Annotated in this window: 12 protein-coding genes and 1 tRNA gene; 4 read left to right on the top strand and 9 right to left on the bottom strand. The window is 58.0% G+C overall.

The features are described 5' to 3' along the window. Positions 1–30 precede the first annotated feature (30 nt). Together VEH04_12865 and VEH04_12870 are read left to right on the top strand one after the other, a co-directional pair. Positions 31–642: a helix-hairpin-helix domain-containing protein gene (locus tag VEH04_12865; protein ID HYG23668.1), complete on the top strand. Its 612-nt coding sequence runs from the start codon at positions 31–33 to the stop codon at positions 640–642. Between the two features lie 982 nt (positions 643–1,624). Further along, positions 1,625–2,668, top strand: a complete 1,044-nt coding sequence (locus tag VEH04_12870; GenBank protein ID HYG23669.1) for a zinc-binding dehydrogenase — start codon at positions 1,625–1,627, stop codon at positions 2,666–2,668. A gap of 87 nt (positions 2,669–2,755) precedes the next feature. On the opposite strand, the gene VEH04_12875 is transcribed toward VEH04_12870, so the two are convergent. The 9 genes from VEH04_12875 to VEH04_12915 form a co-directional block, all read right to left on the bottom strand. Then, entirely contained in the window at positions 2,756–3,409 is a 654-nt protein-coding gene (locus tag VEH04_12875; GenBank protein HYG23670.1) for a DedA family protein, read from the bottom strand. A gap of 181 nt (positions 3,410–3,590) precedes the next feature. Further along, a complete protein-coding gene (locus tag VEH04_12880) occupies positions 3,591–5,129 on the bottom strand; it encodes a hypothetical protein (protein ID HYG23671.1) in 1,539 nt (512 codons plus the stop codon). Then, a complete protein-coding gene (locus VEH04_12885) occupies positions 5,126–6,634 on the bottom strand; it encodes a hypothetical protein (GenBank protein HYG23672.1) in 1,509 nt (502 codons plus the stop codon). Before VEH04_12885 ends, VEH04_12880 begins: the two co-directional genes overlap by 4 nt. Continuing rightward, positions 6,631–7,542, bottom strand: coding sequence for a uracil-DNA glycosylase (locus tag VEH04_12890; protein ID HYG23673.1), 912 nt, complete (start codon positions 7,540–7,542; stop codon positions 6,631–6,633). Before VEH04_12890 ends, VEH04_12885 begins: the two co-directional genes overlap by 4 nt. A gap of 59 nt (positions 7,543–7,601) precedes the next feature. Continuing rightward, positions 7,602–8,879: an ABC transporter permease gene (locus VEH04_12895; GenBank protein HYG23674.1), complete on the bottom strand. Its 1,278-nt coding sequence runs from the start codon at positions 8,877–8,879 to the stop codon at positions 7,602–7,604. Between the two features lie 37 nt (positions 8,880–8,916). Beyond that, entirely contained in the window at positions 8,917–9,603 is a 687-nt protein-coding gene (locus VEH04_12900) for an ABC transporter ATP-binding protein (protein HYG23675.1), read from the bottom strand. Positions 9,604–9,608: 5 nt separating this feature from the next. Further along, a complete protein-coding gene (locus VEH04_12905; protein ID HYG23676.1) occupies positions 9,609–11,546 on the bottom strand; it encodes an efflux RND transporter periplasmic adaptor subunit in 1,938 nt (645 codons plus the stop codon). After that, the gene (locus tag VEH04_12910; GenBank protein HYG23677.1) at positions 11,530–13,296 is read right to left on the bottom strand and encodes a TolC family protein; all 1,767 of its coding nucleotides are present in this window, start codon (positions 13,294–13,296) and stop codon (positions 11,530–11,532) included. Before VEH04_12910 ends, VEH04_12905 begins: the two co-directional genes overlap by 17 nt. Positions 13,297–13,607: 311 nt before the next feature. Further along, positions 13,608–13,681 (bottom strand) — tRNA-Gly (locus tag VEH04_12915). A gap of 404 nt (positions 13,682–14,085) precedes the next feature. Between VEH04_12915 and VEH04_12920 the strand changes: the two genes are divergently transcribed. After that, positions 14,086–15,477, top strand: a complete 1,392-nt coding sequence (locus VEH04_12920; GenBank protein HYG23678.1) for a dihydroorotase — start codon at positions 14,086–14,088, stop codon at positions 15,475–15,477. Positions 15,478–15,482: 5 nt separating this feature from the next. Continuing rightward, a complete protein-coding gene (locus tag VEH04_12925; GenBank protein HYG23679.1) occupies positions 15,483–15,920 on the top strand; it encodes a thioredoxin family protein in 438 nt (145 codons plus the stop codon). Positions 15,921–15,928 lie beyond the last annotated feature (8 nt).

Here is a 15,928-nt window from a genome sequence, read left to right on the forward strand (position 1 = left end):
GCGGGCGCGGCGGTCTTGCCCTCAGTTCAAATGCTCAAGCTTTTCAAACGATTTTTCGAGCCAGGTGCAGAATTCGATCCCGCGCGCACGTGTCCAGAGTGCGGCTCGCCGTTATACCGCACTGCGAAACCAGATGATCTCGATTCATCATGTCCCAACATGGATTGTCCCGCACGGATCCGGCGTCTCATCGCGCATTGGTGTTCGTCAGCCGCGATGAATATTCCCGTCGACGAGCAACTGGTCCGGCTCCTCGTATCTTGCGGCCTGGCGCGGGACGCCAGCGAGCTCTATCGGCTGCGGCTGGGTGAGATCGGCGCACTGCCTGGAGTTGGCGCTGCCGCGGCCGCGGCGCTGTTCGATGCCGTTCGTGCGAGCACGAAGCTGGAAGGCTGGCGTGCGTTGTTTGGATTGGGAATTTCTGCCGTAGGAGTGAATGAAGCGCGAAAACTGCTGGAGAGATTTGGATCCGTGGACAATGTCTTCGCCGCGAGTGCAGATCGTTTGATCCGTGACGCGGGAGTTCCGGAAACTGCAGCGCGCAACGTGGTGCATTGGCACGGCGATCCTGTCAATCGACGGCTGGTTAAGCGATTATTCAAGGCGGGGGTTAATTTCAAACTGGAAGTTCCGCGCGGTTGAAGCGCGGCAGAGCCGCAACCAAAACGGGGGAAACGTGTTTACGCGAATTGAAGAGAGAAAGTTCAACCACGAATCACACGAACCACACGAATAGACAGCAGCGGAATTGAATATTCAACCACGGATGGAGACGGATGAAACCGGATTCGGAAACAGATTCCTCTGCCCTTTCTCTGCTGCCTCTGCGTGCTCTTGTTAAACGTCTTCTCTTTGTGCCCTTCCCGTGAGGCAACCTCTCTTGAATTCTGGAGGCAGATCGGGAAAGACAAAACGGGTTGACACGAATTGCACGGATTGACGAGAGGAAGTTCAACCACGAATCACACGAACCACACGAACCACACGAATAGACAGCAGCGGAATTGAATATTCAACCACGGATGGAGACGGATGAAACCGGATTCGGAAACAGATTCCTCTGCCCTTTCTCTGCTGCCTCTGCGTGCTCCTGCTCAATGCTTTCCTTCGCGTCCTTCGCGGCCGTCGCGTGAGGCATTTCGGATTAAACACGAATGAACATCGATGCAGAATTGAAAGAAAGCGTGAACCATGAGGTAAAATGACCGGCACGAAGCAAAACGGCGGTTACGCCAATTACGCCAATCGAGGCAAGGTGTGTGTGCGAATTTTTCAAACCACGAAACACACTAACCACACGAAAGTGAAAGCCGAATTCGTCCAAGGACGGCGAAGACGAGCTTAAACCCTGACGGACACTGATGAACACAGATCGGCGTAGAAGCCGCAGGAGGGTGGCGTCAGGCATCTTGCCTGACGTAGAGGGCGTGCATCCTTGCCGCCCAGAAAAACGTCAAGCACGAGAGACACTCAGATTCTTTCAGTGCGCTCGGCTTTGTTTGAGGTTCCTTCCACCGGGCTGGAAGCCCGGCTCCACGGCAGGCAAGGATGCCAGCCTCCACGGCCGCACTCCTTTGCAAAACCTTCTTCCACTTCGTTCCGCACCCGATAGACTGCGCGCCTCATGAAAGCGGCTGTGCTCTACGGCAAAGAAGATGTTCGGATCGAGGAAGTGATTCCTGCGCCCCTCAAGGCTGGGGAAGTGCGGATTCAGATCAAGGCAGCCCTCACCTGCGGCACAGACCTGAAGGTCTTTCGGCGGGGCTATCACGCAAAGATGATCGTCCCACCCGCAGTGTTCGGCCACGAGCTGGCTGGCGTCATCTCGGAAATCTCCCATGCCGCGGACGACTTGTCTGATCGTGACTGGCATATCGGTGACCGCGTTGTCGTCGCGAATTCAGCCCCTTGCGGCACGTGCTTCCATTGCCAGGCGGGGCAGGAAAATATTTGCAACGACCTGTTGTTCCTGAACGGGGCTTACGCGGAGTCCATTGTTATTCCGGCGCGCATTGCATCGAAGAACATGCTTCGTCTCAAACCGGAAACGTCGTTCGCTGATGCGGCATTGACGGAGCCGCTGGCGTGTGTGGTGCAAGGCATTGAAGATTTGAAACTCCAGCCAGGGCAGCATCTGCTGGTGCTGGGAGCCGGGCCGATTGGATTGATGTTTGTCGCCCTGGCGCGCGAACTCGGATGCGAGGTCACGGTCGCGGGCAGGCGGGCCGTGCGGCTCGAGGCGGCGAAGCGGCTGGGCGCGGGACAGGTTGTGGACATAGGCGACGGCTCTGATTTGGCCGCCCGGGTGCGCGGTGGGAGCACGGGTGCATTTGATGCGGTTGTTGAAGCGGTTGGGAAGCCGGAGGTTTGGGAAGCCAGTGTGCAGCTCGTGCGGAAGGGGGGAAAAGTGAACTTCTTCGGAGGTTGTCCTGCGGGAACAACAATCACGCTCGATACCACGTTGATCCATTATTCAGACCTCACGCTCCTTGCCAGTTTTCATCACACACCGCGGTCGATTCGCCGCGCGTTGGAATTTATCGAGAGGGGCGTCATTCGCGCAGCAGATTTTGTCGATGGCGAATGCAGCCTCAGTCAATTGCCCGAGCTATTGAAGTCAATGACTGCAGGGAACCGCGCTGTCAAAACCCTCGTGCGTGCGGGCTGAGGAGCGCGCCGTGGCTAGCGTGGTGGGACGAGCGTTGGCGAGTTCGGAACTGTGTTGTGCGAAGGCAGCATGAATGCCGCGGTCCGCTCATATTTTTCCCTGCTTGAGACGTTTGCGTTCGCGCATGAATTCGATCACGCCGGGGACGATGGACAGGATGATGATCGCGAGAATCACCGTGGAGAAATTATTTCGGACGAACGGGAGGTTCCCGAAGAAATAACCTGCGGGCACGAGCAGGAGAATCCACAACAACGCCCCCGAGACGTTGAACATCATAAAACGGGAGTAGGTCATTTTGCCCAGTCCTGCCACAAAAGGCGCGAAGGTGCGGACGATCGGAACAAAACGCGCGATGATGATGGTCTTGCCGCCATAACGCTCATAGAAATCATGCGTACGCTTGACGTGCTCCGGTCGAATCAATCGCGGATATTTCTTTTGAAGTTTCTCGCCCAGAAAATACCCAATCCAGTAGTTCACTGAGTCCCCGAGAATCGCCGCCACAATCAGCGAACTCAGGACGATCCAGAGATTGAGCCCATCGGGACGGGCAGCGAGCGCGCCAACTGCAAACAGAAGGGAATCGCCGGGAAGAATCGGGGTTACGACCAGCCCTGTTTCGCAGAAAATGATCAGGAACAGGAGGACATAGATCCACGGTCCGTATTGCCCGACAAGAGCATCCAGGTGCTTGTCAAGATGCAGGACCATGTCGATGACTTGCTTCAGGAAATCCATGGGCCGGGAAGCTAGAGAAAGAGCATCGCTGGGGAAAGTTTGAACTGAGGGGTTTCAGTTCTGAAAGGAACCCGCCTTTCACGGCGCTGAAGAGTTCCAGTGCTTGCGTGCGGGACGAGTATTGGAACGTTTGGAAGTGTCTTGCGCTGAAGCGGCATGAAATACCGCTCTCCTTGCGCAGTCAACGAGCTGCCGAACCCAACCTGTGTGCCTCGATACCGGCGTCTGCCGCAGGCTGCGGCCAAACCCAGTCTTTTCCCAACAGCCAATAGTGCGAGCGGGAAGTTCGGGCCGGCGTCGCATCGCCGCCACTGTCGATGCCATCAGCGCCCACGGAGTACAGCACAAATGTGCCATCAGGCTTCGCCAGATAGCGCAGTGGTTTTCCGTCCACCGGATCCTTTGAAACATGGGGCAGAAAATCCGGCACGAGCTGTTGCAGTGAGTTGGGGAAGGAACCATGGCGAAGCTGGAAACGTTTAAGAGCGATGGCTGTGACCGCCATGACCCGGGTGGCTTCGGCTGCCAACATTTTGTCCAGAGCCTTCGATAGACTGCCGGTGGAGTCGAACATCTCACCGATATCCTGGCCCAGGACGGAGCGCAGCCATGAATTAGCCGTGAAATCGTCCAGGCCACGGGCCTTGAGCTCGGATTGCAGATGATTCAGTTCAGGTTTGAACGCGCCATTTGTTCCGATCCGTCGGACTGTCTCGACGCACAGTTGTGCAAACTCAATCGCGCGCCGTTCATCGGCAAAGGACCATGATTTTCGCCAAACGATTTCCGCCGCACGCAACCGCGCATTTTCGCCGAGCCCACGCAAGGAATCGATCATAGTCGACGATGAAGAAGGCGCAGGGGTCGTAAAGTAGGAGTCTGGCTCGTCGCGCATTAGGGCGATCGCCATGGGCAGCATGGTTCTTTGGAGTTCGAACGTGTGTTGCATCGGGCGGACGAACTCGAGGTGGCTCCATCCACGTTGCACCTCAACCAATTCGGCTTCGTTGACGGCCGCGTTGTGCAGCAGTTCGATTGTGGGCGTCAGGACGGTGGCAACCATGGCATGCCGGACCAACTCTGAAATTATCATTCGCTGGTCATCAAGTGCTGAGATGAGCGTGAGAACAGTGGTCACATTCCGCGCGGCTTTGTCAGTCTGATCGCGGTGAAGGTGATAGAGCGCCGACGAGTTGAGCTGTGTTGCGATGGACTTTTGCTTTGCAAGGGGACTGAGTCGCATTCGCGGGCCCTCCATGTATTCGAGATCAAAGTCGAGGCGGCAGCCCAACGGCAGGCGCAGCAGTTGCCCCAGGTGCGGGCTCCGTTTGTCTACGGCGTCACCGATTTCCTCCCAAGTGTTGGTCGCCCAGTCCCTGAGTTCCCATTGCGGCCGTTTTGAAGCCAGAACCATTCGTCCTGGCCCGACCATGGTGGGGCCTCCCATTCCGTTCGTAGAAAGGGCGTCCTCCGGCAGCAACTCGAGGCCGGCCGCCACTGATTCAAACACGTGCGCATAGTTGCTTTGGGGCGGGACCCGAGGCGGCGCGAGTTTTGCCAGGTCGAAAACTTCACCGCGACTCCGCAACTCCGCGCGATAGCGATCCGCGGCACTCGAAGCATCCGTGGCCCACAAGAGGAGCACAAACCAAAGAAGCGCCATCACCACTACGAGCGTGCCAACACCTTTTAACGCCCAGTGATTGACGAACCGCTTCATCGATTCGGGTTCGTCCTGACGAACGCTTCAGCTTCGTTGTCACTGACGCGCTGCGGCCAAACCCAATCTTCGGCCTTCAACCAATGATGTTCCTTGGCACCTCGCAGACTTGAGCCTCCGTCGTCTTTGAAGTCCTTGCCAATTGAATACAGCGTGAACGTTCCGTCTTGATTGCGGCGATAACGCAGAGTTTTGCCATCTGCGGGATCACGTGGAGGGGCTGGGCTGAACGCAGGAACCAGTTGTTCGATCCGTTCAGGGAATTCCCCGTGCTTCAAGTGATACCGTCTTAATGCAATTGCTGTCATTGAAACCACTCTTCCCGCGTCGGCAGTCAGCATGATGTCCAGAGAACTGCCAAGCGAAGACTCTCCGAAGATCCCCAGCATTGTGTCGTCGAATTGCAGCCGCAGCCAGCTTTCGGGCTCACGATCCAGGCCGCGGCTTTTTATTTCGTGATCACGCCGCGCGAGCGCTGAATGGTATGAGCCATTGGTTTCAATCTGTCGCACCGTTTCGACAAGGATTTGGTTCAACTCCAGCATGCGGCGCTCGTCCTCGTATGACCATGTCGTTCGCCACATTAAGACCCCTGCCTTGGATTTCACGGAGTTCAGCAGTTCGAGCAAATCGGTTGATCCACTGGCCGGGACAGCCACACCCATTACGGCAGCAGCGGCAGGGTCCCTTCTCAACTGCTCGATCGAAACCGATGCAACGGCTTGTTCCATGATCAGCGCATTTTTCATGGGCCTTTGAAAGGACACGCGATCCCAAGCATCCGATACGGCAGCAAGGTCGACGTCGGTTACTTCCTCGGCCTGTAGCAATTCCCAGGTAAGCGGGACTGCATAGGAAGCCAACGCGTAACGGACCAATTCGGAAACAACTATGCGTTCATCGTCCATCGCCGCGAGAAGAACAAGGAGGGCCTGCAACTTCTCTGCCGCGGCTCGCGATTCGCGTTTGTGCAGGTCAACCAACGCAGCCGCGGATAGCATTTGGACGCAGCCTTTCAGCGGCGCGAGGTGGGGCAAGAGGAGGTTGAATCCTTGTTTATAATCCAAAGCGAAGTCCAATCGTGTTCCACTTGGGAGTTGTTTCAAAAGATCGAGCCCATGTTGGCGGTGAGCAAGAGCTGATGTGATTTCCTCCCATGAATTGCTTAGAGGCCCGTTCACGACGGACGGTTGCTGAAGGATTGCCAGAGCCTTTCCCGGGCCAGTCATTCGCATGGCTCGAGGAGGATTGCGGTTGATTGGGTCCTCTGACGCCAGATCCAGGTGAGGTATGGCTGTCATCAGCGCGGGTGCACTGTTGCTTGGCGAAGGAACGCGCGGCGGGCGGACGCTGTTTATATCCAGGCGTGCGCCAGCCCCCCGGAGTCGTTCGCGAACATTGGCAAGTTCGCATCGTGAGGAAAATGTCTGGATTGCGAGCAGAATTGTGAGCAGGACCGCAATGACAGCCAGGACGACCAACAGTTTCGCCCACCACTGTTTCACGACCCTGCCTTCAGAAAGAAGTTTCGTTGCTTGTCGTTGATCGCCATCTGAAGCTTCGCCATCACCTGCAGCATGTCTTCCCACACCTTGCGTTTCTCGGTGATCGATTGATTTCGGAGGAGGTACGCGGGGTGATACGTGGGCATCAGGGGAATACCCCGATACGTCTGCCAGTTGCCGCGCAATTTCGTGATTCCTCCTGCCTGTCCGAGCAAGCCCTCGACAGCCGTGCCGCCCAGCGCCACCAGCACTTTCGGCTTGATGAGGTCGATCTGCTCATGGAGGAACGGAATGCACGTTTGCATCTCCTGTGAGGTTGGCTTGCGATTTCCCGATTCCTGCGCAGGCATGTCGGGGCGGCACTTCAAGATATTTGCAATGTAAACTTTTTCGCGGCTGAGGTTCATTGCCTGGATGATCTTTGTCAGCAACTGGCCCGCCTTCCCGACGAATGGCTCGCCCGCCTGGTCTTCATCTGCACCAGGAGCTTCGCCGACGAACATCAGCTCGGCGTCAATATTCCCAACGCCGAACACAACATTTTGGCGCGCGGCCACCAACGGCGGACATTGCGTGCATTCCAGGACCTTTTTTCTCAGGGCTTCGAATGCGGCAGCCTTGGGCGAATCGGCGATTGCAGCAGACGGGGCTGGAACTGCGGCGGCCGAAAGTTCGACCACAACGGGTTTCGCGGATGGAATGCTTGGTTGCGCGCGAGCTGCAACCGAGCGCGATGTCACGGGGCCGGGGGAAGCTGACGCGGCGCGGCGGACGGGTGCAGCAGGCGTCAAAGCGGCGAGGGCCGCGAGTTTTTCCGGCGAAACAGGAATAAACCGAACGCCGTGCGCCTTGAGATCCTTCACGTGCGCGATCGTCGCCTCTAACAACTCCTGGTAAACGTCGGACATAGCTTCAGTTCGATTCCGTGGTCTCTCGCGCTTCGTGATTCCGATTGATCGGGCGGCGCTTACTCGTGCCGCAGGGCTTCCACGGGATCCATCTTTGCCGCGCGCATGGCGGGATAGATTCCGAAGATCACACCGACCATTCCCGAAATGGTGAACGCGAGCAGCGGCGACCAGAACGTCACAATCGTTTTCATTCCCGCAGTGTGGGTGACGATCAGCGGGATCATCACGCCAAGGATCACGCCTATCAGACCGCCCGCGCCGGAAAGCATCACGGTCTCAACAAGAAATTGTATGACGATGTCCCGCCGCCGGGCGCCGAGCGCGCGGCGGATGCCGATCTCACGCGTGCGTTCGGTAACGCTCGCGAGCATGATGTTCATGATGCCTATGCCTCCGACGAGCAGAGAGATGGCGGCGATGGACCCGAGGACGATGTTGAAGATCTGCTTGGTCCGTTCGGCGCTCTTCAGCAATTCAAGCGGCACGACGATTTCATAATCCTTCTTCTTGTGATTGCGCTGCATCACTTCTTTGATGGCCTCCGATACGCCCATGACCTTGTCGAGCGATTCGACCTTTACCGTGAGATCGTGCAGTTGGACGCGCTCGGCTTCGGTGCTGCCGGCGCGGCGGCGGATCAGGACTTCGCCATAACGCGACTTGCCGGTTTCCAGCGGGATGAACATGCGATGCACGGCCGATTTGGAATCGCCCTGCCCCTCTTCGCCTTTGATCTCGGTGCGTGGTTCCATGACGCCGATGACCTGATAGTAATCGCTTCCCACGCGTACATGCTGGCCGATGGGCGACTGCAATGGAAACAGGGCTGCGACCATTTCTGCGCCCAGCACGCAGACACCCGCCTGCCCTGTCATATCGTGGTCCGTAAAGAATCGGCCCGCGGCCACGCGATGGTTTCGCATCTCGGGATACCACGGAACCGTGCTCACCACGTCGCAGTCGACGCGCCGGCTGATGTTCCAGACATAGTCGCGAATGATACGCGCGGGCAGGACAATCGAAACGCCGGGGATCGTCATGGCGATGCGTTTGGCATCGTTGTAAGTGATCCCGTATTGCAGCACGGAACTTTGGCTTCCGCGATCCGAGACCTTTTGTTCCTCAGGAGGTTTGACACTGCGCAGGAGAATGTTTTGGCTGCCGAGACTCTTGATACGCTCCTGTGCCTCATAGCTGGCGCCTTCGCCGATCGCCAGCATGGAGATTACCGAGCAGACACCGAACACGATTCCGAGCGCCGTCAGCAACGAACGCAGGCGATGCAGCCAGAGGCTCTTCATCCCGAGCCGCACGGCACGTTGCAATCGTGCCATTGAGAAGCCTGGTGCCACGCCGTGTTTGGGAATAAACTTAGCGTCGGACATCGGTTTCAATTTCGCCATCCCTCAGCCGAATTGCCCGGCTGGATCGCTCGCCGACAGAAACGTCGTGGGTCACGAGGATTAACGTTTTTCCCTGCGCATTCAGGTCGTCAAACACCTTCAGGATTTCCTTGCCCGACGACGAATCCAGATTGCCTGTCGGTTCGTCAGCGAGGATGACGAGCGGGTCGTTCACGAGCGCGCGCGCAATCGCAACGCGCTGCTGCTGGCCACCGGAAAGTTCGAACGGCTTGTGATCGAGCCGCTTTCCAAGGCCGACAAGCGACGCGAGCCGGCAGGCGATCTCGCGGCATTCGTCTTCAGGCCGATCCTGGTAATAGAGCGGAACCTCAATGTTCTCAACCACCGTGAGCTGCTGAATCAGGTTGTAGCTCTGGAAAATAAAGCCCAATCTCGCGCCGCGGACAGTCGAGAGTGAATCATCATCCATTTGCGAAACGTCATCGCCGCCCAGGAAATACTGTCCCGAGGAGGGCCGGTCCAGGCAGCCGAGCAGGTTGAGCAGTGTCGATTTTCCGCATCCAGACGGTCCCATGATGCTGATGTAATCGCCGGGCTGGATGCTGAACGAAACGCCGCGCAAGGCTTGAACCGTCACGGGCCCCATCTGGTACGTTTTGCGAACGTCTGCAAACTGAACGATCGGCGATCCCATGGCCTTCAAATCTTCGCCGTGGTCGCAGGACCGGTCGTCGTTTCGGGCGGCGCCGTTTCGTTCTCGAGTGGCTTGTCTGCAGGCCTGGGTTCAGAGGGCGAGGTGGGAGCCGAGGCTGTGGGCGGCCGCAGCATGACCCGTTCGCCTTCGCGAATTCCCTGCCGAATCTCGATGAATTCATCCGTAAATTCGCCGACCTGCACGGGGCGGCGTTCGGGAGATCCGCCGTTCACGACGTAACAGACCTGCTTGCCTTCCTCGGGCACGACCGCCTGGATGGGAACGTAAATGACGTCATCAAGCTGGTTGACGAGGACTTCAACTTTCGCGCTCATGCCTGGCTTCACCCACTCATGCGTCCCGTCGATTGCGATCGTGGTCAGGTAAACCTTGAGGTCGGGATTCATCCAGCGATTTTGAGAATCAGGCAGCACGCCTACCTTGGTGATCTCGCCTGTCAGAGTTTCATCGGGGAACGCGTCGACAGTGATGCGGGCCTTTTGACCCTTCTTCACCTTTTTGATGTAGCTCTCATGGATCTTCACGTTTACAGCCATGCGGGTCATGTCGGGAATGGTGATGATCGCCTGGCGCTCGCGCACGGTGGCGCCTTCGCGAATGGGTTCCTGGTTGCCATAATAAACGCCGTCATCGCGATTCGCGCCATACACCACGAGCCCGCTCTTTTCAGCGCGCAAGACGCATTTTGCCAATTGTTCCTGGAGATCCTGCCGCTGCCGCGATTGCACTTCATACTGGCCGCGCGCCGAGTTGAGGCGCGCTCGTGCCTGCGCAAGTTTGGAAATGGCAACGCGCCGGGCCTTGTCGAGTTCGCGAACGGCTTCCGAATACTTGGAAAGCGATTCCTCGGCAGACCTCAGAAATTCGTACTTCAGGAACAGCGCCTGGGCGGTTTCGGCCGTCTGCACTTTCAAGCGGGCGCTCTCATGCGAGATTTCGTCGCGTGTGATTTCAGTCTTCGGGACGAAGCCTTTTGAGAACAGCCGCCGTGTACCTTCCAAAGCAGTCGAGGCCTGCCCGAGTTCCTTTTGCGCGACCTGCAAGTCGTCTTCAAGCTTGCGCAGTTTCTGTTTCGCTTCGCCGTCGCCGAGCAGGTTCATGTCTGCGTACCGGCTGAAATCCACCCAGAACGTGCGGGTCACGCGTTCGGGTTCCTCGATGGGCGCAACCTCGGGAGCAGCAGTGGTTGCCGTGCTGCCTGCCTCGCGAACAGGCAGCTTCACTGAAATGGTCTCGGGAACTTCGCCCGCCGAGGAGACCTGCATGACCATGAGTTTGTCGGTGTCGACTGCTCGCGTGGGGGTCTCAGGAATGGCGGCGGATGCGTTGAGCGTCTGCTCCACATTGTTCGTCGTCGCTTCGGCGAGATACTGATCGAGCCCGATGTCCTTGACGATTTGCGACGTGACCTTGTCGCCGAGGAACTTGTCGAAATCCATCCGCGCGAATCGGACCTTCTGTTCTGCGGCCTTGATGTCACTGTCGTTTTGTCCGAGCTGGATTTCGTAGTTCTGTTGCGCGTCGGTGAGGCTCGCGAGGGCGGATTGATATTGGATTTCCTGCTGCACCATGCGGCTCTGGAGATCCGAGGAGTCGAGCTCGCACAAAATCTTGCCATTCTTAACGTCCTCGTCCGTGACGAGATATCCTTCCTCGACGATCTTGAGGATTTTGGCGCCCTGATAGCCGACGCGGACTTCGCATTTGATTTCCTGGGCTTCGAGGGCCTGCAGGCTGCCGCCTTCAAGGACCGAGATGTTCAATGCGCCGCGCCGCGCTGCGAACGTGGGAGCGCCTTCCTGGACCTTTGAACCGCGCCCAAACCAAAGGATGGCGCCGCCGATGATCAGGACGACTCCCGCCAGCTGCATCCACGCGGGTTGCCGACGAATGACTGTGTAGATTTTAGTAAGCTGCCGCATTGGATACCTCCTGCCATTGGCCGTTGTCTTTGATGTAAAGAATTCCCATTTGATTCCAAAATTGAAGACGCGCGATGGTGTGCGTCACGAGCGCCTGGGTTCGTTCGTTTTTTGAATCGATCAGCGCATTTTGCGCATCGACCTGGTCCTGCGCGCGGGCGCGTCCCACTTCAGAGAGCAGTTCCTGCTCTTCGACGCGGCGCTCTGCGATCCCGACGCCAATCTCACTGATCTCGTAATTGCGCTTTGCCTGGTCAAGCGTTCGCCAGCTCTCGCGCACTTCGAGGCGAATCTGGTCTTCCTGCTGTTCCACGTTGCGAACCGCGCGCTTGGCGGCGATGAGAGCTCCACGATACGAATTGCGTTCGGATGTGCGATCGAAGGGAAGATCGACATCGAGTCCCGCGCTCCAGCTATAACGGTCGGGATCGGGCAGGGCGAGGCGGCCATATGGTTCATCGCCGCTGACGAAGCCGCCCGTCGCGATGAAGTCGACCTGCGTTTTCAAGGCGTCACGGGCCAGAGCCACCGAGCGTTCGGCGTCGGTGAGTTGATCCCGCACGTTCATGAGGTCCATGCGCGCGACGAGCGCGACTTTCACGGAGTTCTCGGCGTCCAGGTTGGGATGTTGAATGACCAGTTTTTCCAGTTCCCGATCGTCGAGGACGAGGTTGATTGTCACGGGAATTCCCAACTGCTGCAGCTTGAAGTTGTCGAGGGATTGCTGGTAAACGCTGACGGCGTTGATCCAGCCGCTTTCCGCGCTGAGTTCCTGCTGCTCCAGACGGCCGAGGTCGGCGGTGGTCACACGGCCTTCGGCGGCAAGTGCACGCGTGCGTTCGGCATTGCGGCGGGAGCTTTCAAGATTGAGAAAGCTGTTGCGAACGGCATCGCGCTGGCCCAGCACGCGATAGTACGCGGTCGCGACCTGCACGCTGAAGTCCTTGCGAAATTGAGTAAAATCGCGCAGGTCGTATAACACGTCACGCTCCGCCTGTGTCAGGTTTTCCATCTGTCGCTTGAAACCCGCATCGCGCAGCAACGGCCGGACGAATGTTGCAGCCACACGCGACGAGGTTGCCGAACGCGGATCGCCCGTGATGAACCGCACAAAATCCGTGCTCAACGCAACAGACAGGCGGCCCACGTCGCGGATCAGCCAATCCACGTTCAGGTCGCCGTCGGCTTGCACATGCTGATCCTCGACGAGCCTGTCGGTCAGCACGACGACCGGTTCCTGCGTCACAGGGTCGATGACTTCCACGGCCTCATTGATGGCCTGGCCCCCGACGCCGGCGCTTCCCCCGCCCGAGAAAAGGGGAGCGAATTGATGCCGGGCCAGCGTCAGGCTGAGGGCTGAAAGGTAGAGCTGTTCCTTGCGCAGCTGATACGTGCGGTTGTGTCGAACCGCCACCTTCAAGGCCTCGTCCAATGGCAGGATGTGTGCGCCGATCTCGTTGGTCCCATCGGTGCCGAGAAAATCCGCTGCAGCGGGAACGGTCGGGAGCGAAGCGAGATCCACGACATTGGTTTGCTCGATGGTGAAGGCGGGGTCCGCGTTGGGAACGGCTTTGGATTTTGCTTCAAGAATCTTGTAGGCGCGGCGGTCAGCAGCCTTTTCGTAGCGCGCGGCACTGCAGCCTGCGAGCACAAGGGCGAGCAACAACGCCGGCCAGCACCGGGTTGTTTTCCAGTAGTTCGTCGATAGCTTCAACGCGCTATAGACTGACTGGAGCGGCCATTTCTTCATAAAAACGTTTCAAAAGGTGAGACTGCCGAGCCGCCAAATCTGGAGGTAAAACACGCCTGCAGTCTCCCGGCTGAGATTAGACACAAACTCAAACTGAATGTCACGCGGGAGATTGGCCGTTCAACGTATAAAACCGTCATTCGCGGAGAGTTGCGTCTAATGAGACGCGGCGTGCGAAAGACTTAAGCTGGAGCGCAGGCTTTCAGCGTGCTTTAGCGTCAATCCTGCGTGCCTTCGTAAATCCCTGCCATTGCTGCGTTTGGCATCAGGAAGGATCGGCAAAACGATTGCAAACGAAATGAGGAGGAGGATGGAGCGGGCGAAGGGAATCGAACCCTCGTGTGCAGCTTGGAAGGCTGCCGTTCTACCATTGAACTACGCCCGCCTCCGCGCAGAGCGCTTTGGCGGCAAGCCCGGGAGGGGCTCGCGCAACGGGCCAAAGCATACGTTCCGAGCATTCATTGTCAATGCGCGAGCACAGACCGTTGCGCAGACGATTTCATTTCTGCGGAGTGCCGACTTGCAGTCGTTGGCTTACGACCATGAACAAATCGATCGTGCACACTTGGGGGTTTGTGTCCGTCGGCAAAAAGAATCACCTCGCATTTGCCGCCCCGGGGATTTCAAGCGCAAAGCCAACTGGAAGTCGGCGCTCCGTCCGGACGCTTTGCTCCGCCAGCCCAACTCCGACGCCAGGCAGAACAAAACTGGGCAACTGCGCAGAGGCGGCCGCGCACGGAAACTGCAAGCTCGACACGACGTTGGCCTGACTCAAGACTCTCCAGCCGTATGAACGCGCTGCTCCTCATTGGTGGCCGGGTGATCGACCCCGCCAACCGTCTCGATTCCTCTGCGGACCTGCTGATTGTAGACGGCAAAATCGCCGCAGTGGGCGCTGATGCCACCAATCGCGCGCCCAGTGACGCGGAGCGGATGGACGTATCCGGCCTCGTCGTTTGCCCGGGATTGATCGATTTGCACGTTCACCTCCGAGAACCGGGCCAGACGGCGAAGGAAAACATTGCGACAGGCACCGCCGCCGCAGCGCGCGGAGGATTCACCACGGTCGTCTGCATGCCGAACACATCCCCATCGATCGACAACGCGGGAACGGTTGCGTTGATCCGGGATCGGGCGCAGCAGGAAGGGAAAGCCAACGTGCTGGTGGCGGGCGCCATCACGAAGGGAATCGCGGGGGAAGAACTCGCGCCGATCGGATCCTTGAAGCGTGCGGGCGTGGTGGCGATTACCGACGATGGGCATTGCGTGCAGAACAACGAACTGATGCGGCGCGCGTGCGAATACGCGAACATGTTCGGCCTTCCTGTGATGGATCATTGCCAGGATTACTCGCTCGTGACGGATGGCGTGATGCATGAGGGCTATTGGAGCACGGCGCTGGGGCTCCGGGGCTGGCCTGCTGCGGGTGAGGAAATGATCGTCGCCCGCAATATTCTCCTGGCGGAACTCACTGGCGCCAGTGTGCACTGCCAGCACATCAGCGCGGCGGGCAGCGTGCGGCTGATTCGGGAGGCGAAGCAGCGCGGCGTTCCGATCTCTGGCGAAGCCTGTCCGCATCATTTCGTCCTCACCGATGCCGCCGTCGCCGGCAGCGGGAAGTTTTGGGCGCAGGACGGACGATCCATTTTTGGAGTTGGCGATGTTCCCGAAGCGTCGCTTCCTGCGTGGCCGGCGTATGACACAGGGATGAAAATGAATCCGCCGCTTCGTTCGGCGGCGGATCGCGAGGCAATCCTTGAAGGACTCGTTGACGGCACATTGGAAATCCTGGCGAGCGACCATGCGCCCCATTGCGGTTACGAAAAAGAAGTCGAATTTGATTACGCGCCGTTCGGCATCACGGGCCTTGAGACCGAACTCTCGCTGTCGCTGATGCAGTTGTATCACACGCGCAGAATGGGCCTGCTCCAGTTGATCGAAAAGTTTACGGTTGCTCCCGCCAGATTGCTGCGGGTTGCGAAAGGAACGTTGAGCGTGGGGGCGGATGCTGATGTGACGGTGCTCGACCCGGAACGGGCGTGGACATTTGACAGGACGGAAACGGCAAGCAAGTCTTTAAACAACCCGTTTCATGGCTGGCCGCTCAAGGGAAAGGCCGTCGCAACGATTGTTGCGGGACGAAAAACCTGGATTGAGGAAAGCCATTTGGTTGGGGTCTGATTATTATGAAACAGTTTCTGACAGTATTGATCGTGTGTTGGACCGCAGCGCTGGCGTCTGCGGCTGAACCGCAGTGGTTTGTTGATTTCGAAAAGGCGAAGGAGAAGGCGAAGACCGAGAAGAAACTGATTTTCATGAACTTCACGGGCTCGGATTGGTGTCCGCCCTGCGCGATGTTCGCAAAGTACGTCGCGAGCGACCCTGCATTTCAGGCATTTGCCAAAAACAATCTGGTTCTCGTAGAGGTGGATTTTCCAAGGCGCAAGCCGATGTCGAATGAGCAGCGCGCAGCCAATGAAGCGCTTGGCGCCCAGATGAAAGCCAGCAATGTGCTGCCCACCTACGTCGTGCTCGACAGCGACGCTAAGGAATTGAAGAGATTCCATTACCGCGGCGAAGACGGGAAAGCGTTCGTGGCGATGCTGGAGAAGATAAAAAAGTGATTGGAGGA

It is taken from the genome of Verrucomicrobiia bacterium, assembly GCA_035629175.1.
In the GTDB taxonomy this organism is placed as follows: Bacteria; Verrucomicrobiota; Verrucomicrobiia; order Limisphaerales; family DASXHY01; genus DASXHY01.